26 protein-coding genes and 1 tRNA gene are annotated in these 25,387 nt (G+C 72.1%); 7 read left to right on the forward strand and 20 right to left on the reverse strand.

Annotated features, from left to right (window positions below; translation table 11 throughout):
• The first annotated feature begins 52 nt into the window (after window positions 1-52).
• Window positions 53-706, forward strand: coding sequence for a LysE family translocator (locus ASE68_RS00300; protein ID WP_235480725.1), 654 nt, complete (start codon window positions 53-55; stop codon window positions 704-706).
• A gap of 37 nt (window positions 707-743) precedes the next feature.
• Entirely contained in the window at window positions 744-992 is a 249-nt protein-coding gene (locus ASE68_RS00305) for a hypothetical protein (RefSeq protein ID WP_055853883.1), read from the forward strand.
• A gap of 46 nt (window positions 993-1,038) precedes the next feature.
• On the opposite strand, the gene ASE68_RS00310 is transcribed toward ASE68_RS00305, so the two are convergent.
• The 5 genes from ASE68_RS00310 to ASE68_RS00330 are packed head-to-tail and all read right to left on the reverse strand — an operon-like array spanning window position 1,039 to window position 5,940.
• Window positions 1,039-1,863, reverse strand: coding sequence for an alpha/beta fold hydrolase (locus tag ASE68_RS00310; protein WP_235480726.1), 825 nt, complete (start codon window positions 1,861-1,863; stop codon window positions 1,039-1,041).
• 56 nt (window positions 1,864-1,919) lie between these two features.
• Window positions 1,920-2,720 carry an ABC transporter permease gene (locus ASE68_RS00315; RefSeq protein ID WP_055853885.1) on the reverse strand — a complete coding sequence of 267 codons (801 nt, stop codon included), beginning with the start codon at window positions 2,718-2,720 and terminating at the stop codon, window positions 1,920-1,922.
• Window positions 2,721-2,729: 9 nt separating this feature from the next.
• Entirely contained in the window at window positions 2,730-3,632 is a 903-nt protein-coding gene (locus ASE68_RS00320) for an ABC transporter permease (RefSeq protein WP_055853888.1), read from the reverse strand.
• Window positions 3,632-4,813, reverse strand: a complete 1,182-nt coding sequence (locus ASE68_RS00325) for an ABC transporter substrate-binding protein (protein ID WP_055853892.1) — start codon at window positions 4,811-4,813, stop codon at window positions 3,632-3,634. Before ASE68_RS00325 ends, ASE68_RS00320 begins: the two co-directional genes overlap by 1 nt.
• A 59-nt stretch (window positions 4,814-4,872) precedes the next feature.
• Window positions 4,873-5,940, reverse strand: a complete 1,068-nt coding sequence (locus ASE68_RS00330) for an ABC transporter ATP-binding protein (protein WP_055853896.1) — start codon at window positions 5,938-5,940, stop codon at window positions 4,873-4,875.
• 111 nt (window positions 5,941-6,051) lie between these two features.
• Between ASE68_RS00330 and ASE68_RS00335 the strand changes: the two genes are divergently transcribed.
• Together ASE68_RS00335 and ASE68_RS00340 are read left to right on the forward strand one after the other, a co-directional pair.
• Window positions 6,052-6,891, forward strand: a complete 840-nt coding sequence (locus ASE68_RS00335) for a FadR/GntR family transcriptional regulator (RefSeq protein ID WP_055853899.1) — start codon at window positions 6,052-6,054, stop codon at window positions 6,889-6,891.
• A complete protein-coding gene (locus tag ASE68_RS00340) occupies window positions 6,888-7,733 on the forward strand; it encodes a hypothetical protein (RefSeq protein WP_055853901.1) in 846 nt (281 codons plus the stop codon). The genes ASE68_RS00335 and ASE68_RS00340 overlap by 4 nt, the downstream gene beginning before the upstream one ends.
• On the opposite strand, the gene ASE68_RS00345 is transcribed toward ASE68_RS00340, so the two are convergent.
• Entirely contained in the window at window positions 7,730-8,404 is a 675-nt protein-coding gene (locus ASE68_RS00345) for a TetR/AcrR family transcriptional regulator (RefSeq protein WP_055853905.1), read from the reverse strand. The two genes, ASE68_RS00340 and ASE68_RS00345, sit on opposite strands and share 4 nt — an antisense overlap.
• A 71-nt stretch (window positions 8,405-8,475) precedes the next feature.
• On the opposite strand from ASE68_RS00345, the gene ASE68_RS00350 reads away from it, so the two are divergent.
• Window positions 8,476-9,450, forward strand: coding sequence for a S9 family peptidase (locus ASE68_RS00350; protein ID WP_055853908.1), 975 nt, complete (start codon window positions 8,476-8,478; stop codon window positions 9,448-9,450).
• Here the strand turns inward: ASE68_RS00350 and ASE68_RS00355 are convergent.
• From ASE68_RS00355 to dcd, 8 genes are all read right to left on the reverse strand, one after another.
• On the reverse strand, window positions 9,443-10,003 hold the full coding sequence (locus tag ASE68_RS00355) for a hypothetical protein (RefSeq protein WP_157421471.1): 561 nt from the start codon (window positions 10,001-10,003) through the stop codon (window positions 9,443-9,445). The genes ASE68_RS00350 and ASE68_RS00355 overlap by 8 nt on opposite strands.
• 140 nt (window positions 10,004-10,143) lie before the next feature.
• Complete coding sequence (locus tag ASE68_RS00360; protein ID WP_055853916.1) at window positions 10,144-10,968, reverse strand: ribokinase; 825 nt, start codon at window positions 10,966-10,968, stop codon at window positions 10,144-10,146.
• A gap of 47 nt (window positions 10,969-11,015) precedes the next feature.
• On the reverse strand, window positions 11,016-12,608 hold the full coding sequence (locus ASE68_RS00365; protein ID WP_055853919.1) for an FAD-dependent oxidoreductase: 1,593 nt from the start codon (window positions 12,606-12,608) through the stop codon (window positions 11,016-11,018).
• Window positions 12,609-12,681: 73 nt separating this feature from the next.
• The gene (locus ASE68_RS00370) at window positions 12,682-13,638 is read right to left on the reverse strand and encodes a DUF389 domain-containing protein (RefSeq protein WP_055853920.1); all 957 of its coding nucleotides are present in this window, start codon (window positions 13,636-13,638) and stop codon (window positions 12,682-12,684) included.
• 103 nt (window positions 13,639-13,741) lie between these two features.
• The gene (locus tag ASE68_RS00375) at window positions 13,742-14,767 is read right to left on the reverse strand and encodes a helix-turn-helix domain-containing protein (RefSeq protein WP_055853924.1); all 1,026 of its coding nucleotides are present in this window, start codon (window positions 14,765-14,767) and stop codon (window positions 13,742-13,744) included.
• A 150-nt stretch (window positions 14,768-14,917) separates the two neighbouring features.
• Window positions 14,918-15,886 (reverse strand): alpha/beta hydrolase, encoded by a 969-nt coding sequence (locus ASE68_RS00380; RefSeq protein WP_055853927.1) that lies wholly within the window; start codon window positions 15,884-15,886, stop codon window positions 14,918-14,920.
• A 104-nt stretch (window positions 15,887-15,990) separates the two neighbouring features.
• Window positions 15,991-17,139, reverse strand: coding sequence for a YbdK family carboxylate-amine ligase (locus tag ASE68_RS00385; protein WP_082461726.1), 1,149 nt, complete (start codon window positions 17,137-17,139; stop codon window positions 15,991-15,993).
• Between the two features lie 82 nt (window positions 17,140-17,221).
• Window positions 17,222-17,827: a dCTP deaminase gene (dcd, locus tag ASE68_RS00390; protein ID WP_055853931.1), complete on the reverse strand. Its 606-nt coding sequence runs from the start codon at window positions 17,825-17,827 to the stop codon at window positions 17,222-17,224.
• 78 nt (window positions 17,828-17,905) lie between these two features.
• Between dcd and ASE68_RS00395 the strand changes: the two genes are divergently transcribed.
• Both ASE68_RS00395 and ASE68_RS00400 read left to right on the forward strand, forming a co-directional pair.
• Window positions 17,906-17,979 (forward strand) — tRNA-Gly (locus ASE68_RS00395).
• Between the two features lie 77 nt (window positions 17,980-18,056).
• Window positions 18,057-18,428, forward strand: a complete 372-nt coding sequence (locus ASE68_RS00400; protein WP_055853934.1) for a DUF2200 domain-containing protein — start codon at window positions 18,057-18,059, stop codon at window positions 18,426-18,428.
• 36 nt (window positions 18,429-18,464) lie between these two features.
• Here ASE68_RS00400 and ASE68_RS00405 read toward each other — a convergent pair whose 3' ends face one another.
• The 6 genes from ASE68_RS00405 to phnC all read right to left on the reverse strand — a co-directional run bounded on the left by ASE68_RS00405 (window position 18,465) and on the right by phnC (window position 25,314).
• Window positions 18,465-19,424, reverse strand: coding sequence for a hypothetical protein (locus ASE68_RS00405; RefSeq protein WP_055853936.1), 960 nt, complete (start codon window positions 19,422-19,424; stop codon window positions 18,465-18,467).
• A gap of 173 nt (window positions 19,425-19,597) precedes the next feature.
• Window positions 19,598-20,743 (reverse strand): alcohol dehydrogenase catalytic domain-containing protein, encoded by a 1,146-nt coding sequence (locus ASE68_RS00410; RefSeq protein ID WP_055860373.1) that lies wholly within the window; start codon window positions 20,741-20,743, stop codon window positions 19,598-19,600.
• Window positions 20,744-20,748: 5 nt separating this feature from the next.
• The gene (locus tag ASE68_RS00415; protein WP_082461729.1) at window positions 20,749-21,504 is read right to left on the reverse strand and encodes a phosphonatase-like hydrolase; all 756 of its coding nucleotides are present in this window, start codon (window positions 21,502-21,504) and stop codon (window positions 20,749-20,751) included.
• The gene (locus tag ASE68_RS00420; protein WP_055853939.1) at window positions 21,501-22,682 is read right to left on the reverse strand and encodes a TIGR03364 family FAD-dependent oxidoreductase; all 1,182 of its coding nucleotides are present in this window, start codon (window positions 22,680-22,682) and stop codon (window positions 21,501-21,503) included. The genes ASE68_RS00415 and ASE68_RS00420 overlap by 4 nt, the downstream gene beginning before the upstream one ends.
• Window positions 22,679-24,487: an ABC transporter permease gene (locus ASE68_RS00425; RefSeq protein ID WP_055853942.1), complete on the reverse strand. Its 1,809-nt coding sequence runs from the start codon at window positions 24,485-24,487 to the stop codon at window positions 22,679-22,681. Before ASE68_RS00425 ends, ASE68_RS00420 begins: the two co-directional genes overlap by 4 nt.
• The gene (phnC, locus tag ASE68_RS00430) at window positions 24,484-25,314 is read right to left on the reverse strand and encodes a phosphonate ABC transporter ATP-binding protein (protein WP_055853943.1); all 831 of its coding nucleotides are present in this window, start codon (window positions 25,312-25,314) and stop codon (window positions 24,484-24,486) included. Before phnC ends, ASE68_RS00425 begins: the two co-directional genes overlap by 4 nt.
• Between the last annotated feature and the right edge of the window lie 73 nt (window positions 25,315-25,387).

Consider the following 25,387-nt stretch of genomic DNA (forward strand, 5'->3'; position numbering starts at 1 on the left):
GCGGCAGGAGGCATCCGCACCCCGCAGCAGGCGCGATCGAACGGAGGCCGCCGTGCTCGTCGAACCAGGCGCACTGCTGGGCATCGCCCTCGTGGCGCTCGCGATGGTGCTCACGCCCGGGCCGAACATGATCTACCTCGTCTCGCGGAGCCTCTCGCAGGGCTCGGTGGCCGGGCTCGTCTCGCTCGGCGGAACGGCCGTCGGCTTCATGGTCTACATGACGATGGCCAACCTCGGGCTCGCGGCGGTGTTCGTCGTCGTGCCGTGGCTGTACACGGGCCTCAAGGTCGCCGGCGCGCTCTACCTGCTCTTCCTCGCGTACCGGGCCGTCGCCGGCGGCGGCGTCGGTCTCTTCGAGGTGCGCGACCTCGCCCGCGACTCCAAGGCCCGCCTGTTCTCGATGGGCCTCGTCACGAACCTGCTGAACCCGAAGGCGGCGATCATGTACGTCGCGCTCATCCCGCAGTTCATCGATCCCACCCATGGCGCCGTCGTCGCCCAGGGGTTCGTGCTCGGCGGCGTGCAGATCGCGGTCAGCCTCGTCGTGAACGCGCTCATCATCGTCGGCGCCGGCGCGATCGCCGCCCTCCTGCGCCGGCGCCCCGCATGGCTCACCTGGCAGCGACGGGCCACCGCCGTGCTGCTCGCCTGCGTCGGCATCGGCCTCCTCATCGAGGCGCCCGCGCCCGCGGCATCCGCCCACTGACCGACCACCGACCGCGTTCGACGAAGGGACCGCCGACATGACCTGCACCGCCGCGACGACCGAACCGATGCCCGGCGCGCAGATGTGCGCCGACCTCGCCGCACGCCTGCCGCAGCATCGGGCCCGGGCACGCGACCTCCTCGCCCGCGCCTGGGCGAGGACCATCGCGGGCATTCGCCGATTCCGGATGTCGCGGGCCGACGCCCGGCGCGACGCGCGCCCCGATCCGGCCGACGCCCGAGCGGCTGCGGAGTACTACCTCTCGACGCACTGGGTCAACCGCTGAGCGCACGGATGCCGCGGGCCGGTGTCAGGCGCCCGGTTCGCCCGGTTCAGGCCGCGAGCCACCCGCCGAGCGCCGCCCGGAACGCCTCGGGCTGCTCCACCCAGGGGTAATGACCGCAGTCGGGGATCATGCGCAGCTCCGCGCCGAGCGCCTCGGCGTACGCCGCCACCGGCGCGACCCCCGAGAGGATGTCGGCGTCGCCGGCGATCACGAGGGTCGGGATGCGGGGCGACGCGAGGATGCGGGTCACCGCGTCATCCGGAATCCCCGTGAACCACGCCTCGACCGCGGCGAGCTCCCGGCCGCCGACGGTGCTGTGGGTGCGTTCGCGGGCGGTCCAGTGCGCGTATCCGGCGGGTGCCTCGACGGCACGGGCGGCATCCCACTGCCGTTGATCGACGGGCTGGGCCCCGGTGAGCGACTCGAGCGCCGCGATCACCGCCGGGTCGCCGCGGCGCCCGCCGATCGCGTCGCCGTCCCACGCGGCATCCGTGAGCCACGCCGCCGCAGGGGTGATGAGCGCGAGGCGGCGCAGCCGATCGGGGAAGCGTGCGGATGCCGCGAGCACGAGCCGCGAGCCGGCGGAGTGCCCGATCACGTCGAACCGGTCGAGCCCGAGGTGGTCGGCGAGCGCGATCAGGTCGTCGGCGTCGGCCCACCAGCCGTTCGATCGACCACCGGACGTGGGCGTGCCACGCGGATGCAGCACGACGAGCTGCCGTTCGGCGCCGACGCCCGCGAGGTCCTCGAGGTAGTCGACGCCGCGGCACGGGCCGCCCGGCACGACGAGCGCGGGAGGCCGCTCGGACGAGGCGGTGCCGATGGTGCTGTACGCGAGTTCGGTGCCGTCTGCGGTTCGGAAGGTCTGCACCCGCCGACCCTACCCGGCGCGCCCGACGCCCGCCCGCGGCATCCGATCGGCGAGGACTACCGCTTCTGTTCGGCCGGCCCCGAGAGCTTCTGCGCGATGTAGATCGGGATGATCGACACGAGCACCAGCACCACGGCGATGACCGAGACGATGGGCGCCTGGTTCGGCCGGAACATGTTGTTCAGGATGAAGATGGGCAGCGTCGTCACCCCGGAGCCCGCGGTGAACGTCGTCACGATGATCTCGTCGAACGAGAGCGCGAACGCGAGCAGGCCTCCGGCGAGGAGCGCCGACCGCAGCTGCGGGAACGTCACGAGCCGGAACGTCGTCCACACGCCCGCACCGAGGTCGGCCGAGGCCTCCTCGAGGTTCGTGCCCTGCCGGCGCAGGCGCGCGATCACGTTGTTGAACACCGTCACGATGCAGAACGTGGCGTGCGCGATGACGACGGTCCAGATCGAGAGCGGCACGCCCATGATCGTGCGGAAGAAGTTGTTCAGCGCGATGCCGGTGATGATGCCGGGCAGGGCGATCGGCAGGATCACGAGCAGGCTGATCGCCTCGCGGCCGAAGAACTCGAAGCGCTGCAGCGCGAACGAGATGAGCGTGCCGAGCACGAGCGCGATGATCGTCGCGACGATCGCGACCTGCACGCTCGTCAGCACCGCCTCGAGTGCGCCGGCGCTCTGGAACGCCTTCACCCACCACTCGAACGTGAATCCGGGCGGCGGCCATGTCAACGAGGTCGACGTCGAGAACGAGTTCACGAGCACGACGAACAGCGGCACGTAGACCACCACGAGGATGATCGCGGTGATGACGCCGAGCGTGACGCGAGCGGGGCGGGAGAGGCGCATCCGTCTGCCTTAGAGGTTGTCGAGCGCGCCGGTGCGGCGCACGAGGAACAGGTAGCCGAAGATGATCACGATCGGGATGAGCGCGATCGCGGACGCCAGCGGGAGGTTGTTCGCGGCGCCCACGTTCGTGTACACGAGGTTGCCGAGCATCTGGTTCGCGCCGCCCACGATGTTCACCGTGATGTAGTCGCCGAGCGAGAGCGAGAAGCTGAAGATCGTGCCGGCGATGATCGCGGGCAGGATGAGCGGGAAGACCACGAGGCGCAGGGTCGACCACGACTTGCCGCCGAGGTCGCCGGACGCCTCGAGCAGCGAGTCCGGCACGCGCTCGAGCCCGGCGTAGATGGGCAGGATCACGTACGGCAGCCACAGGTACGACAGCGTGATGATCGTCGCCGGGAGCCCGTACCCGGGCGTGTGCCCGCCGAACGGGGCGAGCAGCCACTCGAGGATGCCGTCCTGCGAGAGCACCGAGCGCCAGGCGTACGCCTTCACGAGGTACGACGCCCAGAGCGGCGTGAGCACGAGGATCACGAGCACGCGCTGCATGCGCGGCGAGGCGACCTTCGCCATGAAGAACGCGATGGGCAGCGCCAGCACCACGTCGATGAGCGTCACGGCGAGCGCGACGCCGACCGTGCGCAGGGTCACCGTCTGGTAGAGCGATCCGGTGACGACCTCGATGATGTTGTCGAGGGTGAACTCGGTCGTGATCTCGCCCGTGAAGCTGTCGACCGACCAGAACGCCGTGACGAGCAGCAGGGCGAGCGCGACGATGTAGACCACGACGAGCCAGAACAGGGGCGCCGCCAGCAGCAGCGCCAACCGCGTGCGCGGGTGGGTCGTGAGGAAGGCGGAGCCCGCCCGCGCCGCAGAGCGGCGTGGACGGGACTCCACTGAGGCCGAGGTCATCAGCCCTTGATCTCCTGCCACGCGGCGGTCCAGGCGGCGTAGTCGGTGCACGTGACATCCGTGCGCCCGTCGAGGCACTCCTCGATCGGGGTCGACCAGTACCAGATCTGCGACGCGTAGTCGGCGTCACCGGCGTGATAGGCCTCGCAGTCCTCGCGGTAGTCGCACGCGGCATCCGACGAGGGGGCCTCGCCGAAGTACGAGGTCGCGGCGGCGTTGGCCTCGGGGCTGGCGATGTAGTCGAGCCACGCGTAGGCGCAGTTCGGGTTCTTCGCCTCGGACGCGATCATCCAGGTGTCGGACCATCCGGTCGCGCCCTCCTCGGGCAGCACGACGTCGGTCGCCGCGCCTTCGCCCTCGAGCACGTTCTCGATGACCTGCCAGCTCGTGCCGACGACGGAGTCGCCGGTCGTGAAGGCCTGGATCTCCTTGAGGTAGTCGGACCAGTACTCGCCGATGCTCTCGCGCTGCACCTTCAGCAGGTCGACGGCCGCAGCGAGCTGCTCCTCGTCGAGCGCGTAGGGGTTCTCGATGCCGAGGTCGGGCTCGTGCGCCATGAGGTAGACCGCGGCATCCGCGATGTAGATCGGGGAGTCGTAGGCCGTGACCTTGCCCGCGTTCTCGGAGGCCTTGTCGAACACGACGTCCCACGAGGTGGGCGCCGTCGAGAACTCCTCCGTGTTGTACATGAGCAGGTTGGCGCCGTAGCCGTGCGGCACGCCGTACGAGACGCCGTCGACCGAGTTCCAGGCCTGGTCCTTCAGGAAGGGGTAGATGCCCTCGTAGTTCGGGATCAGGTCGGTGTTCACGGGGGCGACGTCGCCGGCGGCGACGAGGCGCAGGGAGGCGTCGCCCGAGGCGGAGACCACGTCGTAGTCGCCCGTCTTCATGAGGTTCAGCGCCTCATCCGACGTGCCGAACGTCTTCGTGGTGACCTTGCAGCCGGTCTCGTCGACGAACGGGGTGACCCAGTCGACGGCGGGGTCGTTCGAGCCGTCCTCGACGTAGCCCGGCCACGCGAGGATCGAGACCTGGCCCTCGTAGTCGCCGAGCTCGGTCGCGGCCTCGCCGCCCGAGTCGCCGGAACCGCTCGAGGTGCCGCAGGCCGTGAGCAACGCGACCGAGGCGATCGCGAGGCCGACGACCGCGCCACGGCGGGCCGTGTGCGGAATGCGCTTCATGGTTCTCTCCTTCTGTGTGGGACTGCAGGGGTGCGAGTGGTGCTGAGCTGCGGTGCGGTTCAAGCGACGGATGCCGCGGCATCCGCTTCGCCCGATGGAGCCGTCGATGCCAGCGCGACGACGTCGGCGTCGTGCCAGCTCACGTGCACGCGGTCGCCGCGGTCGCCGGCGGCGAGCGCCCGGCGGTCGTTCTGCGCGAGCACGGTGAGGCGGAGGCCGGCGTCGAGGTCGACGACGGTGCGGATGCCGCTGCCGAGGTAGATGACCTCGACCACGGTGCCGGGGGCGCTGCGCACGCCGTCGCCCGACTCGGCGTCGGCGGCCACGACGAGCTTCTCGGGGCGCACGGAGTGCTCGCCCCCGCGGCCGAGGAGGGCGCGCGAGCGAGCGTCGTCGAACAGGTTCGAGGTGCCGACGAAGCCGGCGACGAAGCGGGAGCCCGGCCGTTCGTAGAGCTCGGCGGGCGTGCCGAGCTGCTCGATGCGGCCGTCGTTGAACACGGCGACGCGGTCGGAGAGCGTGAGCGCCTCTTCTTGGTCGTGGGTGACGAAGATGAAGGTGATGCCGAGGTCGCGCTGGATCTGCTTGAGCTCGACCTGCATCTGCTCGCGGAGCTTGAGGTCGAGGGCGCCGAGCGGCTCGTCGAGCAGCAGCACCTTGGGCTCGACGACGGTGGCGCGGGCGAGGGCGACGCGCTGGCGCTGGCCGCCGGAGAGCTGCGAGGGCTTGCGGTCGCCCATCTGCTCGAGCCGCACCGACGCGAGGGCGCGGCGGGCGCGTTCGGCGCGCTCCTTCCGGCCGATGCCGCGAACGCGCAGCCCGTAGGCGACGTTCTCGAGCACGCTCATGTGCGGGAACAGCGCGTAGTCCTGGAACACGGTGTTGACGTCGCGGTCGAACGGCGCCCGCTTGGTGACGTCTTCGCCGAAGAGCTCGATGCTGCCGCCGGTGGGCTGCTCGAATCCGGCGATGAGGCGCAGCACGGTGGTCTTGCCCGAGCCCGATGGGCCGAGCATCGAGAAGAACTCCCCGGCCGCGATCTCGAGGTCGACGTGGTCGACGGCGGTCACGGCGCCGAACTCCTTGGTGAGTCCGGTCAGCCTGATCGCCGGCTGGCTGTCGGTCATGCAGTGCTCCTTCGCGAGGCGTGTTCAAAATCATATGGATCCAGATGTCTGCGTCCAGACCTCCGTGTTACGGTCGTGTCACAGTTTCCGAATCGGATCCCGGGAGGGCGGATGCCGCACGCAGCCGGCCGCACCGATGCGACCCGAGCCGTGGTCTTCGCCCCGCTCGAGGGAGCCGGTCGCGCCGCCCTCGTCGAACAGCGCATCACCGACGCGATCGTCGCCGGCGTGCTTCGCGACGGCGAGCGCCTGCCGAGCGAGTCGGACCTCGCCGGCCGCCTCGGCGTCGCCGTCGTCACCGCACGCGAGGCGCTCGTCGCGCTGCGCGACAACGGCCTGGTGCACACGCGACGCGGGCGCGACGGCGGCAGCTTCGTCACCTTCGACCCGGATGCCTCGAACCGCCTCGTCGAGCGGCGGCTCCGCTCGCTGAGCCGCGTCGAGATCCGCGACCTGTCGCTGCACTACTCCGCGATCGCGGGCATGGCGGCCGAAGTCGCCGCGGATCGCGCGAGCGACGACGACCTGGCGAGCCTCGCCGACATCGACGCCCGCGCAGACCTGACGACGGCCGGCGGAGCCCGACGGGCGGTCGGCCGATTCCAGCTCGAGGTCGCCGCCGTGAGCCAGTCGCCGCGCCTCGTGCAGGAGGAGTTGCGGCTGCAGGCCGAGGCCGGGCCCTTGCTCTGGATGCACCTGCGGGAGGAAGATGCTCGTGACCGCAGCCGCATCGTGCGGCTCGACGTGATCCAGGCCATCCGCGACGTGCAACCCGAACGTGCACGTCGCGTCACGACGGAGCACATCGCCTCGGCGGTGCAGTGGCTGATCGACGAGAAGTCCCGCATCGACCAGGCCGCGCACCCCGCCGGCGGTGCGACATCCGCCCTCGACGCGGCATTCGTCACCGAAGCGGCCCCAGCGGAACCAGCGGAAGGAACCCGCGCGTGAGCACCACTCTCGATCTCGCGGCAGAGCACATCGCCTGGCGCGTGGCATCGACGATCGAACCCGTTCTCGCCATGGTCGACGGATGGCGCGGGGTGCTCGAGGCCGAGCTCTCCGGCCCGTACGCCGGCGCGCTCACCGGCTCGCCGACGGCTGAGGCGGCCACGCTCGACGCGGTCATCGAGGCCCTCGTCGGCGCCGAGCTCGAACGCGACGGGGCCCTCATCACGGGTGCGGGCTTCGTGGCCGCGCCCGGGTTCCTCGCCGACGCGCAGTGGCATCTCGCCTGGTGGCTGAGCAGCGCGAACTCGTTCGGCACGGGCACGGGCACGGGCGGCACGGGCAGCGGCAGCGGCACGGCGACGCTCCGCCGGCTCGAGGCCGTCAGCGACCCCGATTCCGAGCAGTTCCGCGACTACACGACGCTCGAGTGGTGGCGGGTTCCGCAGCGCACGGGCCGCCGCCACCTCACCGGCCCCTACGTCGACTACCTCTGCACCGACGACTACACGGTCACGATCACGACGCCCGTCATGGCCGACGGCGAGATGGTCGGCGTGGTCGGCACCGACGCCTACGTCGCGCGCCTCGAGCGCGAGCTACTGCCGGTGCTGCGCGAGTGGGGCGGCGCCTGCACGCTCGTGAACGCCTCCGGCCGGATCCTCGCCTCGACGGATTCTCGCCGGGCGACCGGTGCGCTGCTACGGCTCGATGGCCTGTCTGAGGCGCTCGCACCGCTGCACGAGGAGCATCCGGGGCACGCGGCCGTGCTCGGCGGCGGCGAGTTCGTGCTGCCGTGCGGCGACACCACGCTCGCGCTCGTGGCAGAGGCTCCGCCGAACTAGCTGTCCGACCCCAGCGCCGCGCCCGGCACGAGCACGAGCTCGGCGATCGCCGGGTCGCCGCCGTAGGCGATGAGGCGCCCGCGGTACGCCGTGCGCGCGCGCCCGTAGTGCACGGCGCTGTCGGCCTCGCGGATGACGGCCATCAGGTTCATCCACTCGAACGTGCCCTGCAGTTCGAACGCGAGCTGGTCGGGGTCGTCGAGGCCAGGCAGCTCGCCCTGTTCGACCGCGAAGCGGGCGGATGCCGCGAGGTAGCCGAGCCAGCTCTCGAGCTGGTCGGCCAAGGCGTCGCGCACCGGGCCCGGCTTGGAGTGGAAGTCGGCCGCGCTGGCGGAGAAGAAGCAGCCGCCCGGGAAGACACGATCCTCGGAGTACGCGACGACCCGGTCGAGCAGGGCGGTCAGGCGACGGATGCCGCGCGGCTGCACGCGCGCGGGCACGATCACGGTCGCGGTGAACCGCTCGGCCGCCGCGGCCACTGTCGCGAGCTGCAGCTGCTCCTTCGAGCCGAACAGCGTCGCGATGCCGCTCTTGCTCACCTCCGCCTCGGCGGCGAGGCGCCCGATCGAGAGGCCGTCGAGGCCCTCCATCGAGGCGAGGTCGGCGGCGTGCGCGAGCACGATCCGTCGCGAGGCGTCCCCGCGAGCCCGTCTGCCGTCGATCATCGTCATGTCTTGCAGTTTACGCACGAACGTTCGTACACTCTACGTACGAACGTTCGTAGAGTTTCTTGGAGGCACCCGTGACCGCACCGGCATCCGACACCGCGTCGACACCCGCCGTCAGGGCACCCGTCGCCCCGGCGAGCGCCCCGCCCTCGGCGCGGCTCGCCATGCGGGCGGTGGCCGGCGGCATCCGCATCGCCTCCTCGCTCTCGCCCGAGCTCGGTGCACGACTCGCCCTCCCCCTGTTCATGCGGGTCGGGCGCCGAGTGCCCGTCTCACCCGCGGACGCCGCGACGCACCTCGAGGCCAGGCGCGGCAGCGTGCGCATCCCGGGCATCCGCCGCTCGGGCGTCGACGTCGTCACCTACGAGTGGGGCGGCGGGCCGGACACGATCGTGCTCGCGCACGGCTGGCAGTCGCGCGCGAGCGTGTTCGCGGCGCTCGTGCGGGAACTGCGGAGCGAGGGCTTCCGCGTCGTCGCGTTCGATGCGCCCGCGAACGGCGAATCGGCCGGTCGCGGCACCTACCTCGTCGACCACCTCGACGTGCTGGCCGAGCTGCAGCAGCGGTTGGGCCGATTCCACGCCGTCATCGGCCACTCGTTCGGCGGGCTCGCCGCACTCCTCGCACCGGGCGAGGGCCTCGACGTGCGGCGCATCGCGGCGATCGCCGGTGCAGGCACGCCGAACGTGTTCGTCGACGGCTTCGGCGAGCTGGTCGGCCTCGACGGACCGACGCGCGAGGCGCTCGCCCGTGGGTACGCCCGAAGGGTGTTCGCCGACCTCGAGGACCCGTTCGACCGGTACTCGGCGCTCTCGCACCCGCTGCCCGACGGTACGCCCCTGCTGCTCGTGCACGACCGCGGCGACCGCCGCGTGCCCTTCACCGAGGCGCCGGGGATCGCGGCCGCGAACCCCGGCCGCACTCGACTCGTGCCCACCGACGGGCTCGGGCACAACCGCATCCTGCGGGCCGATGCCACCCTCGACGCGGTGCTCGACTTCGTCACGGCTTCGGATGCCGCGCTCGTGCAGGTTCCCCGGCTCAACTGAGCAGGTGGATGTCGATCGCCTCCAGGTAGCCGATGATGCCGCCCGAGAACAGGAACGAGAAGTTCAGGTGCTCCCCGGCGGTGCCGCTCCAGATCGCCGTCAGGGTCGGGTGGTCTGAGGTCGTCGCCGAGAACCCGGTCTGGATGCCCCATGGGCCGTGCAGGCGGAGCGTCGTCTCGTGGCCGCTGAACCGCACGGCCACGAGATAGGTGCCGTCGGAGGGGACGACGACGGCGCCGTACCCGATCGACGCGGAGTTCGGCGCGAAGTCCGACGACATGAAGACTAGGTCGTACTCCGTGTCCCAACGGCCCGGCTGGAACATGTCGATGCGGCCGCCGTCGACCCACGGGTGCCTCGCCGACAGCGAGATCACGGGCGCGTCCAATCCTTCGATGACCTGATCGTGCCGCTCGCGCAGCACCTCGCGCAGTCGCGTGGCCGAGATCCTGCCGACGCGGCTCGCGCGGCCGATCTTCGCCTCCTGCAGCGCTTCGAGGGTCCATTTCTCGACCAGGGGTTCGATCTCGGCCCGGTTCGCATGCTCGCTCATGATGACTCCGTTCTCGGCGACCCGAGCCCACTCGGTCGGGCCGCTTGCGAGCGTAGGCACCTGCCCGATCGGCGGCATCCGTGCCGCCACTGAAGCGAGCGCTCGATCCGGTGCGGTCCGGTCCGGTCCGCACCGATCCGCTACGAGGCCGACGACGCGCTGAAGCCCCACGGCTGCGCGCCGGGGTACGTCGTCGCGCGGGCGCCGGCGGCGACGGCATCGCGCAGCGCATCCACCCGATCGGCACCGGCGGCGAGCCCGGCGACGAGCGCCCCGGCGAAGGCGTCGCCCGCGCCGGTGGTGTCGACGACGTCGACCGGGCCCGGCGCGGCATCCGCATCTCCCCATCGGGCGCCGGCCGCACCGAGGGTCACGCAGGCATCGGCGGGCTCGCCGAGGGCGGCCCACTCGTGTTCGTTCACGATGACGACATCGGCCAGTTCGAGCAGGGCGGATGCCGCGGGCGAGACGGGCGACGGATTCAGCACCGTGATCGCGCCGAGCGCCCGAGCACGGCGCAGCACCGCCTCGGCGACCTCGGGCGCGAGTTCGAGCTGGGTGACCACGACGGCCGCGTCATCGGGGATCGCGCGGGCCGCGGCATCCGCATCGACACCGCCGTTCGCCCCGGCGATGACGACGATGCTGTTCTCGCCCGACGCGGCGACCGTGATGAACGCCTGGCCGGTCGGCCGGTCGCCGTCGACCGAGACGCCGGAGACGTCGACGCCGTGCTCGGCGAGGCGTTCGACGTAGCGGCGCCCGAGGTCGTCGTCGCCGACCCGGCCGATCAGCAGCACGTCGGCGCCGGCAGCCGCGGCCCCGGCCGCGAGGTTCGCGCCCTTGCCGCCCGGCAGCAGCTCGACGCCGACGCCGAGCAGGGTCTCGCCCGGCGCCGGATGCCGCTCGACCCGCACCACCGAATCGACGTTGATCGACCCGACCACCACGACGCGCGCACCCATGCCCGCGAGCCTAGCCGGGCGCGGTTCGCGGGTCTCGATACGCTGCGCTACCCGACCGCCGGAACAGCCTTCTCCTCGACCGCGGAACCCTCCCGCGGCTCGACCGGCGTCACGACCTGCACGCCGCGCACGCGGAGGTCGCGCTTCGCCGGCCCCTCGAGCAGCGCCCCGCCGGAGCTGAAGCGCGAGGCGTGAGCCGGGCAGTCCCAGGTGCGCTCGGCGTCGTTCCACGCGAGCACGGCGCCGAGGTGCGGGCAGATTCCCGAGACCTCGCAGGTGACCCCGTCGACGGTCGAGACGGCCGTCGGCACGGGAGCCCGGCCTGCGCGGCCGATGACGCCGGCACCCTCGACCGGCGCCTGCGCGGGCAGCCGGTGCACGAGCGCTCGCCCCCAGCCGACGGCGTAGTGCTTGGCGACCGCCGCGTTCATGCCGATGCCGACGCCGAGCGCGACCGGGGTCGTGAAGCGATGCCGCAGCGTCCGCGCCCAGTCGGGCAGGTCGCCGAGCAGGTCCGCGGCGAGGGTGAGCCCGCATTGCACCGCGTTCGTCATGCCCCACTTGTCGTATCCGGTGGCGAGGAAGACCCGGCCGCCGCCGCGCGGCAGCCACCCCACGAACGGCACGCCGTGCGGGGTCTCGTAGTCCTGCGCGCTCCAGCGGTGCGTCAACGAGGCATCCGGCCAGGTGGTGCGCGCCCAGTCGTCGAGCGCATCCACCCGCGACTGCGGCGACGGATGCCGGCCCACCTCGTGCCCGTAGCCGCCGACGAGCAGCAGCTCCGCCGCACCGGCATCGAGATCGGGATCGGGTGCTGTGCGGATCGATCGGGCGGGCTCGTCGACGCTGAGGTACATGGCCTGCGGCAGTGCGGCATCCGTTCGATAGGCGGCCGCGTAGGAGCGGTTCGCGCGCAGCTTCGCGAAGGAGGGGCCGCGGTCGAGGATCGGCGTGCCCGTCGCGATGACGAGCCGCTCGCACGTGAACTCGCCGCCGGTCGTGCGCACGCGCACCGGCGACCCGACCCGCGCACCCGTCATACGCACCCCGGTGCGGATGACCCCGCCGAGGGCGCGGAGCTCGGCGGCGAGCGCGGCGAGCACCTCCATCGGGTCGAACTGGGCCTGGCCGGCCAGCCTGACGGGCGCGTAGGTGCGGAACGGCACGTCGTCGGCGACGTCGGTCATGACGCGCAGTCCGGCATCGCGCGCGACCTCGGCCTCGCGTTCGACGACCTCGCGGCCCGACGGTGTTGCGGCGAAGCTCACCGCGTCGCGTCGCTGCACGGGCACGCCGCGCTCGGCGAGGTAGTCGAGCAGCCAGGTCTGCCCGGCGAGGTTCGCATCGACGTACGCCCGCAGCACGTCGGCCGAGGTGCGCCGGCGAACCCGTTGCAGGTGCGCGCCCTGCAGCACGCTGAGCTTCGCGGTCGTGTTGCCCGTCGCCACGGCACCCACCTCGCGCGCCTCGAGCACCCCAACACGTCGGCCGGCGCGCGCGAGCAGCACCGCCGTGACGAGGCCCGTGAGCCCGGCCCCCACGACGATCTCGTCGAAGACGCGAGGCGACGAGCCCGGCCCGTCGGCGGTCGGGTCGTCGGTCTCGATCGGAAGCGGGCGCGCGAGCCAGAGCGAGGTCATGTCGGCAACCTACGTCGGCTGCTCGGGGCCGACAACGGGGTGGCGCCGACGCCGCGGCTCGCGTATACGGGGCCTAGCGAGCGGATGCCGCGGCGCGGCGCGCTGCGAGCCGTCGCCCGATGCGGCGGCCGACGTGCAGCTGCACCCACAGCGTCGCGACGCCCGCCACCATGAGCCCGGCGACGTTGACGAGCAGCTGCAGGAACGCGGACCACGCCTCGTCCCACGCGCCGACGGCGAGCGTCAAGCCGATCGTGCCGACCGCCGGCACCGTCGTGATGGAGATGAACACGCCCACGAGCGCCGACGACTTCGACGTCGTGAGCGAGAGCACGCCCGCGATGCCCGCGAGCAGGGCGATGACGAACGACCAGCCGTCGGGCGAGATGATGAAGTCGGTCAGCGGCCCGGTCGTGGCCTCCTCGAACGTGATGAAGCCGAGCGCGTACACGACCGCCCAGATCGCCCAGGCGATGAGCGCGCACAGCGCGAAGCCGCCGAACAGGGTGAGCGAGGCCATGCCGGCGATGCCTCGCTTGCGGCGCACGATCGCGTAGCAGATGGCCGCGATGGGCGCGAACTCCGGCCCGACGACCATCGCCCCGATGATGAGGATCGGCTGGTCGAGCAACCGGCCGATGCCGGCGATGAGCGTTGCGAGCAGCAGGAACGCGAAGAAGCTCCACGACGGGCGCGAGTCCTCGCGGGAGCTGTCGGCGAGCTGGGCCCAGAGCACCCCGTCGGCAGGATGCCCCGGGGCCGCCCGCTCGGCCGCGGCCGCGGCATCCGACACCACCGCGAGCGGGTCGCTGACGACGATCGAGCCGACCGCCGGCACCCCGGCGTGCCGCAGCATCCGCATGATGTTGTTCGCGTTCTCGCGCGCGAGTTCGAAGAAGACGAGGTCGCCCTCGCCGTCGAGCGCGGCACTCGGCACGAGCGCGACGTTGCTGACGGTCGGCTCCGCGGCGAGCTGCTCGCGGATGGTCTCGGCCAGCGGGTGCGGCGCGGTGACACGGACGGTGAGCATGGCTGTCCCCTCCTCGCGCGGGTCTCCGCGCGAAGTCCACGATAGGGCGCGTCGGCCTCCAGACGCCTCGCTCCTCGACCGTCGGCGGCCTCGAGACGGTTCGCTACGCGAGCGGCGACGGCGGGAGCCCGAGGCCCGGGCGCTGCAGGGCGGCGAGCGCTCGCGCCAGCGCGTAGCGGGTGCGGCCCGCGGGCGTGCGCAGGTCGTACCCCAGCGTCTCGGCGAGCGCATCGAGTCGCGCCTGCACGCTCGAGTGGTGCATTCCGAGGTCGGATGCCGCGGCGCGCACGCTGCCGGCATCCGCGACCGCATCGAGCACCGAACGGGCTCGGGCATCGAGCGCGGTGAGGACGGCGACATCGGGATGCGGCTCGTCATGGCGATCCGCCGCCTCCGCCACGAGGAGCAGCGCCCCCAGCTCGGCCGCGTCGACGACGGGCTCGCCGGCCGTGCCGAGCCGCAACGCGATGAGGGCTGACGCGAACGAGGACGGCAGGCGATCGGCCTGGCCGGCGACGCCGATGCCGGCCCGCACACCGGCCGGCACGCGGACCGCGGCGGTGACGAGGACGACCCGGACCAGCCCACGCGGGGTGGCGACGACCGAGGTGGGGCCATCGAGCGGCGACGGGCCGTCGGCGCCCACGACGACGACGCGGATCCCCGAAGCCGCGTCGAGTCGAAGCTTGGCGGCGGCGACGGCGCGCTCGGCCGGGGAGGCTCCGGCGCTGACGACGACCTCGACCGCGGCATCCGCCGTGCCGGAGCGCCTGGCCGTGGTGATGGCGACGGCGAGTGCGAGCCGTTCGAGCACCATCGCATCGTTGGCGTGCGCGACGTCGTCGCGCTCGAGCCAGACCCGTGACCCGTCGCTGGTGCGACGTTCGGGCCAGGCGGATGCCGCGGCATCCGTCGTCGGCAGGTGGTCGCCGTCTGGCGTGAGCCGGAGCGATCGCCCGCCGTTCGCGGCCGCGTACCCGGCGACCGCCCCCGAGAGCACGGCAGCTCCGCGGAGCAGCGAGTCGAGGCCGACGCCGCCGGTGACGAGCGTGTCGAAGTACGAGACGACCTTCAACGTGTCGCTCGCCTGTGGGTCGAGTGCGGTCAGCCGACCGACGAGTTCCTGCATGTTCCGGGCTCCATCGCGCGTGGTGCGCCCACCCTAGTTCGGGCGGCTGCGAATCCCCAGCGCGACGACGAGGCGCCGGGAGCGAGCGGAGGTTCTCCGCGGCCGCGAACGGGCGGGCAGGCGTGCTGGCCCGCCCGCGGCCGCGGAAGCTCAGGCGCCGAGGATGCGGGCGACCCAGTTCGTGCGCGCCTCGACCATCGACTTCGACAGCGCGGCGTGCGGGGCCATCATGTCGAAGCCGTGGAATCCGCCCGGCCACACGTGCAGCTCGGCCTGGCCGCCGTCGGCCCAGATCTGCAACGCGTACGCGACGTCCTCGTCGCGGAACACCTCGGCACTGCCGCAGTCGATGAACGCCGGCGGGAGGTTCGAGAGGTCGGTCGCCCGTGATGGCGCCGCGTAGATCGAGACGTCCTCGGTGGCCCGCCGGTCGCCGAGGAGCGCGCTCCAGCCGGTGACGTTGCTCGTGCGGTCCCACACGCCGACGCCGTCGATCTGCTGCGTCGAGACAGTGGCGTCGCGATCGTCGAGCATCGGGTAGATGAGCACCTGGCCGGCGAGCGCGGGGCCGCCGCGGTCGCGGGCGAGCAGGGAGACGCCGGCCGCGAGTCCGCCGCCGGCGCTGGCTCCGGCGATGAGGAGCCGGCCGAGGTCGATGCCGAGGTCGTCGGCGTGCTCGGCCGTCCAGAGGAGGCCGGCGTAGCAGTCCTCCACCGGGTATGGGTCGGGGAACTCGGGCGCCAGCCGGTACTCGACCGTCACGCACACGGCGTCGAAGCGCACGATCCAGTCGAGGACGCCGGCGATGCCGACGAACCGGTCGCCGATGATCATGCCGCCGCCGTGCGTGTGGAAGATGCCCGGACCGGTGCCCGTGCGGCCCTCGCGTTCGAGCACGGTGACGACGATCTCGTCGCCGCCGTGGCCGGGGATCGTCACGTCGCGACGGGTGACGCCGGCCTCGGCGAACAGCTCATCGGTCGTCGCCACCACGGGCGCCTGGCGCATCAGGGGGATCAGCTCGGGGGTGATGGTGGTCGGCATGCTCTCGGCCAAGATGCCGAGCACCGCCTCCAGCTCGGGGTCGAACGGCGGTCGGGTCCTCGTCGCGGTCGTCATCGGTGAACTCCTCGATCGTGCGTCACCTCGTCGTGACGTCTGCTCCGATGATCCGCGCGGGCACGCGGCATCCGGAACCGACGATCGTAGCCGGATTCACGCCGTCAACCCGCCAGTCGGCGGCCGCCGCCCGCCGGTTCGGACACGGCGACGCACGCCCGAACGCCGGCCACCCCGTGCTCGGCGAATGCGGCGCGCTGTCGATCCGCGCCCGTGCCGCGTTCGAGCAGGGCGGCGACGGCCGCCGGGCAACCGTCGTCGTCGCCGTGCATCGCGAGGGCGGACGCGATGACCTCGGCGGCCGGGGCCATGATGCCGCGCACCGGGTCTGGCACCGCGGACGCCATGCCGTGCCGCGCCGCCTCCCAGACGGCGGCATCGAGGACCTCCGGGGCGAACCTGCCCTCCGCGTCGTCGTGACGGCCGCCACCCTGCAGGATGCCGCGCACGATCCTGCGGCAGAGCAGGGCGATCGCCACCGAGTCCTCCGCGAGCAGCTGCGCGTCGGCGAAGCGCAGCTCGATCGTCGGCAGGTGATGCGAGAGTCGCAGCGTCCACGCGACGAGGGGCTTGTCGCGCGTCGCGCCGATGCCGACGAGATCGCTGATGCGACGGTCGTAGTCGTCGACGTCGACGAACCGCGACGGGATTCCCGCGGTGGTCCAGCGCCGCATCACGACCGTGCGCCAGCTCGCGAACCCGGTGTCCTCGCCGTGCCAGAACGGGGAGTTCGCGGCCACGGCGGTGAGCACCGGCATCCACGCACGAAGGCCGTTGAGCACGCGCACGCGCTCCGCGGCATCCGGGACCCCGATGTGCACGTGCATGCCGCAGACCTGGTGGTCGTCGACCATGGCGCCGATGTCGTCGCGGATGTGCTCGTACCGCAGCGCCCGCGTCACCTCGGGAGCGCGTTCGACCTCGTAGGGCGTGCCGGTCGCCGCGGCCACCACGCCGAGATCGCCGGCCACCTCGGCGAGCGCCGCGCGGAACGCCTCGAGCTCCTCGAGCGCCTCATCGGCCGTGCGGCACACGCCGGTCGCGATCTCGACCTGCGAGGCGAGGAACTCGGTCGTCGCCTCGTCGAACTCGGGCTTCAGCACCGCGAGGGCCTCGGTGCTGAGGGCGACCGGCCGCAGGCTCTCGGGCTCGAGGAGCACGAACTCCTCCTCGATGCCGAACGTCGCGCCGCCGGGCACGGTCGGACGGTTCGTGCTCGGCGCGCGCTCAGCGCTGGACTCCGGTGTCGGCATGACCTATGCCTACCCGCTCGGCCGTCCGGAAACGAGGGCTTGACGCCGAGTGTCCTGCGGTATGACGCCGGAAGACGTGAGCTCAGCGGCCGAGCGACCCCGCGTCGGTCGCGCCGACATCCGTTCGGTGGAAGTTGTGGAACGAACGCGACGCGGTCGGGCCGCGCTGGCCCTGGTAGCGGGAGCTGTACTCGGCCGAGCCGTAGGGCCGCTCGCTCGGCGACGACAGGCGGAAGAAGCACATCTGGCCGATCTTCATGCCCGGCCAGAGCTTGATCGGCAGCGTCGCGACGTTGCTGAGCTCGAGCGTGACATGCCCCGTGAAGCCGGGATCGATGAAGCCGGCCGTCGAATGCGTCAGCAGGCCGAGGCGCCCGAGCGAGCTCTTGCCCTCGAGCCGCGCGGCCACGTCGTCGGGCAGGGTCACCGCTTCGTAGGTCGACGCGAGCACGAACTCGCCCGGGTGCAGGATGAAGGCCTCGTCGGGCCGCACCTCGATGAGATGCGTCAGCTCGGGCTGGTCTTCGGCCGGATCGATGAACGGGTACTTGTGGTTGTCGAACAACCTGAAGTATCGGTCGAGCCGCACATCGACGCTGCTCGGCTGCAGCATGGCGGGGTCTGACGGTTCGAGACGCACGCGCCCCAGCTCGAGTTCGGCCTTGATGTCACGATCCGAGAGAAGCACGGTGCCAGCGTAGCAACGCGCTTGCTAGGATGACTCTCGTTGCTCCGAAGGCCGTCACACGGCAGACGGATGCCGCACGCCGATGTAGTTCAATGGCAGAACTTCTGCTTCCCAAGCAGATAGCGCGGGTTCGATTCCCGTCATCGGCTCCATATCGTTCTGGCACGTACACCTCTTGGTGCAATCGGTCGTTCGCCGTTTACGGGGACGCGTGGGCTAACCTGCACCCATGGTCGAGAGCGCCGAGCACCGAGAGCAGCGCCTTTTCGGCATGAGCTTCGCGAGCCTCTACCCGCTCTACGTGCAGAAGGTCGAACGCAAGGGCCACCACCGCGGCGAGGTCGACGAGGTGCTCTCCTGGCTGACCGGATACGACGAGGCGGGCCTCGAGCGCGTCATCGCCGACGGCACCGACCTGCGCGCCTTCTTCGCCGAGGCGCCGGCCATGAACCCGAACGCGTCGCTGATCACGGGCGTCATCTGCGGCATGCGGGTCGAGGAGATCGAAGATCCGTTGATGCAGCAGATCCGCTACATGGACAAGCTGGTCGACGAGGTCGCACGCGGCAAGAAGATGACGTCGATCCTGCGATCGGCCTAGTGCTCCCGCACGTCCGACTCGACCGCTCGGGTCGCGTCAGCGCTGCGTCGCGAGTGCCGAGCGGGCGGATGCCGCGGCCCACGCTCGACGGATCATCGCCGCAGCGACGACGGCCGCGGCGATCATGCCGAGTCCGACCACGACGCTCGCCGCGACCGGCGCCGATGCCCAGAGCATCGCGCCGACGATCGACGCGACCAGGCCCACCGCGCTGAACCCCGCGAGCGGAACCCACACGCGCACCGCCGCCGCGGAGGCCGCCGCCGCGACCAGGAGCGCGCCGCCGACGAGCGCGAGGAACGCCCCGACCGGCATCGCCGACGCGAGCGGCACCCAGATGAACGCGAGGATCGCGAGCACGAGCGTGCGCGTGCCGTTGCCGCTTCGGCCCGCGGAGCCGGCGACGGCGACGGCGACCACGGCGAGCAGCTGCGCGAGCACCATGCCGACGATCGTGAGGGCCGAGCCCACCAGGCCGACGGATGCCGCGAGCACGGCCCCGGCGATGAAAACGACCCACGCGACGACGAACGCCCAGAACGCCGTGATCAGCGACCCGCGCGCGAGCACCCGGGCGTAGTCGGCGGGCGCGAACCGCGGCAGGTACGGCGAGGCGCCGGATGCGCCCTCGCGCACGTCGATGCGCATGTCGGCATCGCGTCGCTCGAAGTCGCCGCCCTCGAGCTGGGTGACGAGCGCGTTCTCGAGCACGGTGAGGGCGTTGCCCTCGTCTCGCGCCGACATCCGCTCGCCGAACCAGACGTCGTCTGCCGAGCCGTCGAGCCGGACCGTCGGGTACTGACCGTAGACGCCGACGCTGCCGCGATACGCCTCGAAGATGAGCACCCGCGCACCCGCCGCCGTGGTCTGGTCGATCACGCGCAGCTGCTTGTCGTCGCGCAGGGCGAACGCGTAGGTGCGCGGCATCTCGGTCGTGCGCTCGCGCAGCTCTCCCGCGATGCGGAGGGCGAGGGTGCGTGCGTTCGGTCTCGTCACCGGGTCTCCTCGGAAGTGCCCTCGCCGGTCGACATGCGTGCACTCCAGCGTCGATGGCGGCCGTCGGTCGGCACGCCTCGACCACCCTACTGGGCGGGGGCGTCGCGCGCGGCGCGGAATCGCGGCATCCGCCCGCCATCCCCGCCTCGCCCGACCGAGTCAGGCCGACCCGCTCACACCCCCGTCATCACGCCGACGCGCACATGCCGTCCGGTCGCCGCGTCTTCGAGCGCCCGATCCAGTTCGTGCAGCGGGTAGGCGGTGCCGACGAGTCGCGCGAGCGGCACGGTGCGGTGCGAGCGCTCCAGGAACGCCACGGCGCGAACCAGCTGCGACGGCGTGTAGTTGTGCACCCCGCTCACTCTCACGAGCCGGCGCACGATCGACTCGGCGTCGACCGAGATCGCGGGTCCGGGCGACACGCTGCCGACGAGCACGACCGCTCCCCCTACGCCGACCCGCTTGATCGCGGTCTCGACCGCGGCTGCGGCTCCGGATGCCTCGATCGCGACGAGGATCTCGTTCAGGCCGCGCTGCGCGCGAACCGCGAGCACCTGGTCGAGGTGCTCCGGCGTGCCCTTCTTCGCCTTCGGGTCGGCCGCGATGGCCCCGAGCCGCCGCGCGAACGCCCGGCGCGAGGCATCCGGATCGGAGACGATCACCTCGGCGCCGGCCTCGACCGCGATCGCCGCCGCCGTGAGCCCGACCATGCCGCCGCCGGTGATGAGCACGAGCGACCCGTCGAGGTCGACCGTCGCCGATGCCGCGTCGACGGCGGCGACGGCGGTGGCCGTGGCGCAGGAGGCCGCGGCGGCGACCTCGGCGGGCAGCTCCTCGCCGACCACCACGATCGACGACCCCGCGCGCACGTGCACGTGGGTGGCGAACCCGCCGGTGAGTTCCCAGCCGCGCGAGATGCGCTCGTGGCCGTACTTGGCGAGCGTTCGGCACTTCTGCGGGATGCCGCGGGCGCACCGGTCGCAGGTGCCGCAGCTGACGGCAACCGACCAGACGACCCGGTCGCCGAGCTCGAGCGGGGTGCCGTCGGCGCGGACGGCACCGTCGCCCATCGCCACGACGCGACCCACCTGCTCGTGGCCGAGCACGAGCGGCGTGGGCGCCGAGCGGTCGCCGCGCACGGTGTGCACGTCGGAGCCGCAGACGGTCGCGTACTCGACCTGCACGAGCGCGTCCCCAGGCGCCAGCCGCACGCCGGGCGTCGCCACCGACTGGTGCGGGGCGCCGGGTTCGTTCCACACCATCGCGACGGGGGCAGGCGCGACGTTCACGTCGACGCCGGTGGGGAGCGTGAGCGTCATGCCGGTCACTCGCCGCGGAGGCCGAGCAGGGCGGGGAGGTCGCGGATGCTCTCGATCACGGCGTGGGCGCCGGCGCCCTCGAGCGCGGCCCGGTCGTGCGCGCCCGTGAGCACGCCGACGACGAGGCCGGCGCCGGCCCGGGTGCCGGCCTCGACGTCGCTGCTCGTGTCGCCGACGACGACCATCGACGAGACGCTCGTCGCGCCCGAGCGCAGGAGCGCCGTGAGCGGCAGGTCGGGGAACGGGCGACCGCGACCCGCGTCGACCGGCGACAGGGCCAGGTCGGCGAGGCCGTGCCAGCCGAGCGCGTCGAGCACGGCGTCGCGCGTGGTCGGCGCGAACCCGGTCGTGAAGACGACGGATGCCCCGGCCTCACGCAGTTCGCGGATCACGTCGGCCGCACCCTCGACCTCGGTGGCGCCGTCGCGCTCGACGATCTCGGCGTAGGCGCCCTCGAAGGCGGCGTTGGCACGCTGGGCGGCCTGCTCGTCGCCGTCGGCGAGCACGCGGAAGACCTCGATCTTCGACTGGCCCATGGTGTCTCGCACGTACTGCAGCGAACCCTCGAAGTCATCGAGCGCGATGCCGCTGCGCTCCGCAGCGAGGGTGAACGCCTGCTCGACGGCGCCGTCGTCGGTAACGGTCGTTCCGGCCATGTCGAGCACGATGAGCTCGACGTCGCCCAGTGCGCGAGGTGCGAGCGCGGCGGCAGGAGCTGCCTCGGTTCCGGGGGCGGTTGCGAGCGTGGATGCGGTGGTCATGCGATGCCTTTCAGAGCGGTGGTGGTGGCGCGTTCGCCGGTGAGTCCGGCCACGACGTGCTCGGCGAGCCCGAGCCCGGTGGTCATGCCGATGCCGGTGGTCGCGGCGATGACGCTGACACCCGGCTCGGGTCGTTCGATGAGGAAGTCCTCTGGTCCGCTCGCGTAGACGCCCTGCCAGCGTTCGATCACGCGCAGCTCGGCGAGGCCGAAGAGCTCGCGCGTGACGGCGAGCAGCGACTCGAACGCCGTCTCGTCCTGGAAGGGCGCGATCGACGTTCCGCGGTAGTGCGTGTCGCCGACGATGAGGGAGCCGTCGGGCAGTTGTGTGTACATCTGATTGAGGTCGAGCGCGGCGAGCACCGGGTCCTCGGCCTGCAGGCGCCGCTTCAGGGCGGCCGCGGCATCCGTCGCCGAGAAGGCGCCGTACCGCACGAGCGACCAGCCGGTCAGCAGCGGCGCCACCAACGGGCGCGACAGCCGTGCCGAGACGCGCAGCATGTCGAGCCCGCAGCGCTCGATGCCGTGCCGTTCGGCGAGCTCGGGGTAGAGCAGGTCGAGGTCGTGGTTGGTCGCCACGACGATCTCGTCGGCGTGCACCGGCCCACGACTCGTCTCGACGCGGCCGGGGTGCACCGCACCCACCGCGGTGCGCCAGCGGAACTCGACCCCGTTGCGGGCGAGGTACGCGGCGACCGCGGTGACCGCCTGGCGAGGGTTCGCCTGCAGGTCCATCGGCAGGAACGCGCCGCCGACCGCCGCGCCGGGCGCGATCGGCAGCGCTTCGTCGACCTGCTCCGCCGTGAGCAGTGCGACCTCGTCGCCGCGCATGCCCGCGAACTCCTCGAGCACGGCGAGCTCATCGGCGTGGCGGGCCGCGACGAGCGTGCCGGACTCGCGCACCCAGACCCCGGCCTCGGCCGCGAGCTTCAACCAGATCTCGCGCGAGGCGAGCGCGAACTCGCGCGCCAAGCCGTGCTGGGGCGTGATGCACAGGTGTCCGAAGTTGCGGATCGAGGCTCCGGTCGGTTCGCTGCCGCGCTCGATGACGACGACGCGCAACCCGCGTGCGTTCGCGGCGAGCGCGGCGCCGAGGCCGATGATGCCGGAGCCGACGACGGCGACGTCGAAGCGCTCGCCCGACGCGGCCGACGCGCCGGTGGTGGCTGCCGCGCTCAACGGAATACCCGCCGCATCCACACGGCCAGGCCCTCCACGACGAGCACGGTGGCGAGGATCATGAGCACGATCGCCGTGACGACGGCGTAGTTCGAGCCCTGCCCGGCGTTCAGCAGGTAGTAGCCGACGCCGCCGCCGCCCACGATGCCGAGGATCGTCGCCGCGCGGATGTTCGTGTCGAGCAGGTAGAAGCTGTGCCCGATCAGCGCGCGCTTGCCCTGCGGCAGCGTCGCGGAGGCGTAGACCTGCCCGCGCGACGCCCCGGTCGCCTTCAGCGCTCGCTCGGGGCCGGACTTGACCTCCTCGAACGAGTCGCCGATGAGCTTGCCGAGCAGGCCGATGCCGCCGAAGGCGAGCGCGATCGTGCCCGCCTGGCTGCCGAGCCCGGTGATGACGATGAGCACGATGGCCAGGATCACCTCCGGCACCCCGCGGATGATGACGAGCAGCAGTCGCATCGACCCGCGAACGGTGCCGTTCGGCGCGACGTTGCGGGCGGCCAGCGAGCCGATGGCCACCGAGAAGACGAAGGAGAGCAGCGTGGCGGCGAGCGCGATGCCGATCGTGGTGCCCATGGCCCCGAACATCGTCTCGGCGTCGTAGTTGCCGAAGCTCGGCGGCCAGAACTGCACGGCGATCGCGGGCACCTTCGCCCAGAACGTGACGAGGTCGGCCCAGCGGATGTCGCAGATGAGCACGCTGCCGACGACGACGAGCACCGCGATCCACGCCCATGCGGTGTTGCGCACGCGCGCCCCCGTCCATGGGCGGTGCAGGGCCGCTTCGAGGTCGGATGCCGCGGCACGGCCGGAACCGGAGGCCGCCCCCGCCGGTCGAGTAGCCGACGAAGGAGGCGTATCGAGGCCCGTCCCGTCTCGGGTCTCGATACGGCGCTGCGCGCCTACTCGACCGGCGATGCGCACGACGCGGTCGCCGAGGCCACGACCGGTGGGGGCGACGCCGAGCATGGCCTTGCGCACGATGCTCGAGACGATCTCCATGACCACGCAGAGCGCGAACATCACGAGCGCGATGCCGAGGCCGAGCGAGTAGTTCAGCGACTTGAAGGCGTAGCTCATCTCGAGGCCGAGGCCGGCGACGCCGACGTAGCCGAGCACGACCGAGCCGCGCAGGTTGATGTCATTGCGGTGCAGCACGGTCGCGACCCACGAGGGCAGCACCTGGGGCAGGATGCCGCTCGTGAACTCCTGCAGCTTCGAACCGCCGGCGGCACGGATGGCGCGGCGCGGGCCCTCGTCGATCTGCTCGATCGCGTCGGCGAAGAGCTTGGAGATCATGCCGATGGAGTGGATGCCGATCGCGAGGATGCCCGGCAGCGTGCCGATCGAGAACATGAGCACGAACACCATGGCGAGCACGACGTCGGGGATCGCCCTGGTGAGCACCGTGATGAAGCGGCCGAACGCCTGCCAACCCGCACCCGGCGTCGTGTTCGACGCGGCGAGGTAGGCGACCGGCACCGAGACGACGGCGGCGAAGAGCGTGCCGCAGAGCACGAGTCCGACGGTGAGCGCCGTGAGGTAGAGGAGCTCGCCGGCCTCGGGGAACTCGATCGTGCCGACACGCTCGAAGAAGCGCTCGGCGTGACCCCAGCTCTCGACCATGCCCGAGATCGAGATGCCGGACTCCATCACGGCGTAGGCGGCAACGGCGACGATCGCGAGGAGCGTGGTGCCTGCGGCGATGCGCTCGGCGGAGATGGGGCGCTTCGGCGCGCGCTCGGCGACCGAGGCGCGGGGATCCGGATCGGCCGCGGGCCGCACCGGGGTGGTCAGGGTGGTCATGAGTGCGTCGCCGATCCCGTCTGCACGGCGGGGACGGCGAGTTCGGTCTCGATCGCCTTCAGCTCGGCCGTCGAGGTCGCGACGCGGCCGTAGACCTCCATGACCTCGGCCTTCGAGAGGCCGGCCGCGGGCGTGTCGAGCACGACCTCGCCATGTCGGAGTCCGACGATGCGGTCGCCCCACGAGAGCGCGAGGTCGACCTGGTGGAGGCTGCAGACGACGGTGAGGCCCGCGTCCATCGCGATCTCGCGGATGAGGGCCATGACCTGGTCGCTGGACTCGGGGTCGAGCGAGGCGACCGGCTCGTCGGCCAGCAGGATCTCGGGGTCCTGCATGAGCGCCCGGGCGATCGCGACGCGCTGCTGCTGGCCGCCCGAGAGGGTGTCGGCACGCTGGTAGGCGCGATCGAGCAGGCCGACGCGGTCGAGGTGGCCGAGCGCCGTGAGCTTGAGCCGGCGCGGGTAGGCCCAGAGCCCGAGCCGCGGCCCGCGGAGCTCGGCGAGCGCGCCCGTCAGGACGTTCTCGAGCACCGTGAGCGAGGGCACCAGTTCGAACTGCTGGAAGACGAAGCCGACGCGGCTGCGCAGGGCGCGGAGGCGCCGTCCGGTGAGGGACGGCACCTCCTCGCCGAGCACGCGAACGCCCCCGGAGGTCGGGCCCTCGAGCCCGACGACCTGCCGCAGCAGGGTCGACTTGCCCGAGCCCGAGAGGCCGAGCAGCACCACGATCTCGCCGGGCTCCACTCGGAGTGCGACGTCGCGCAGCGCGACGGTGCGTCCGTACTCCTTGGTGAGGCCCTCGATGTCGATGACGGATGTCTGGCTCATGTCATGCTCCGGTTCGGTCGTTGCCGGGTGGATCGGTCAGCGGTCGTCGTTCGGCGGTCGGTCGTTCAGCGGC

Source organism: Agromyces sp. Leaf222, from assembly GCF_001421565.1.
Classification (GTDB): domain Bacteria; phylum Actinomycetota; class Actinomycetes; order Actinomycetales; family Microbacteriaceae; genus Agromyces.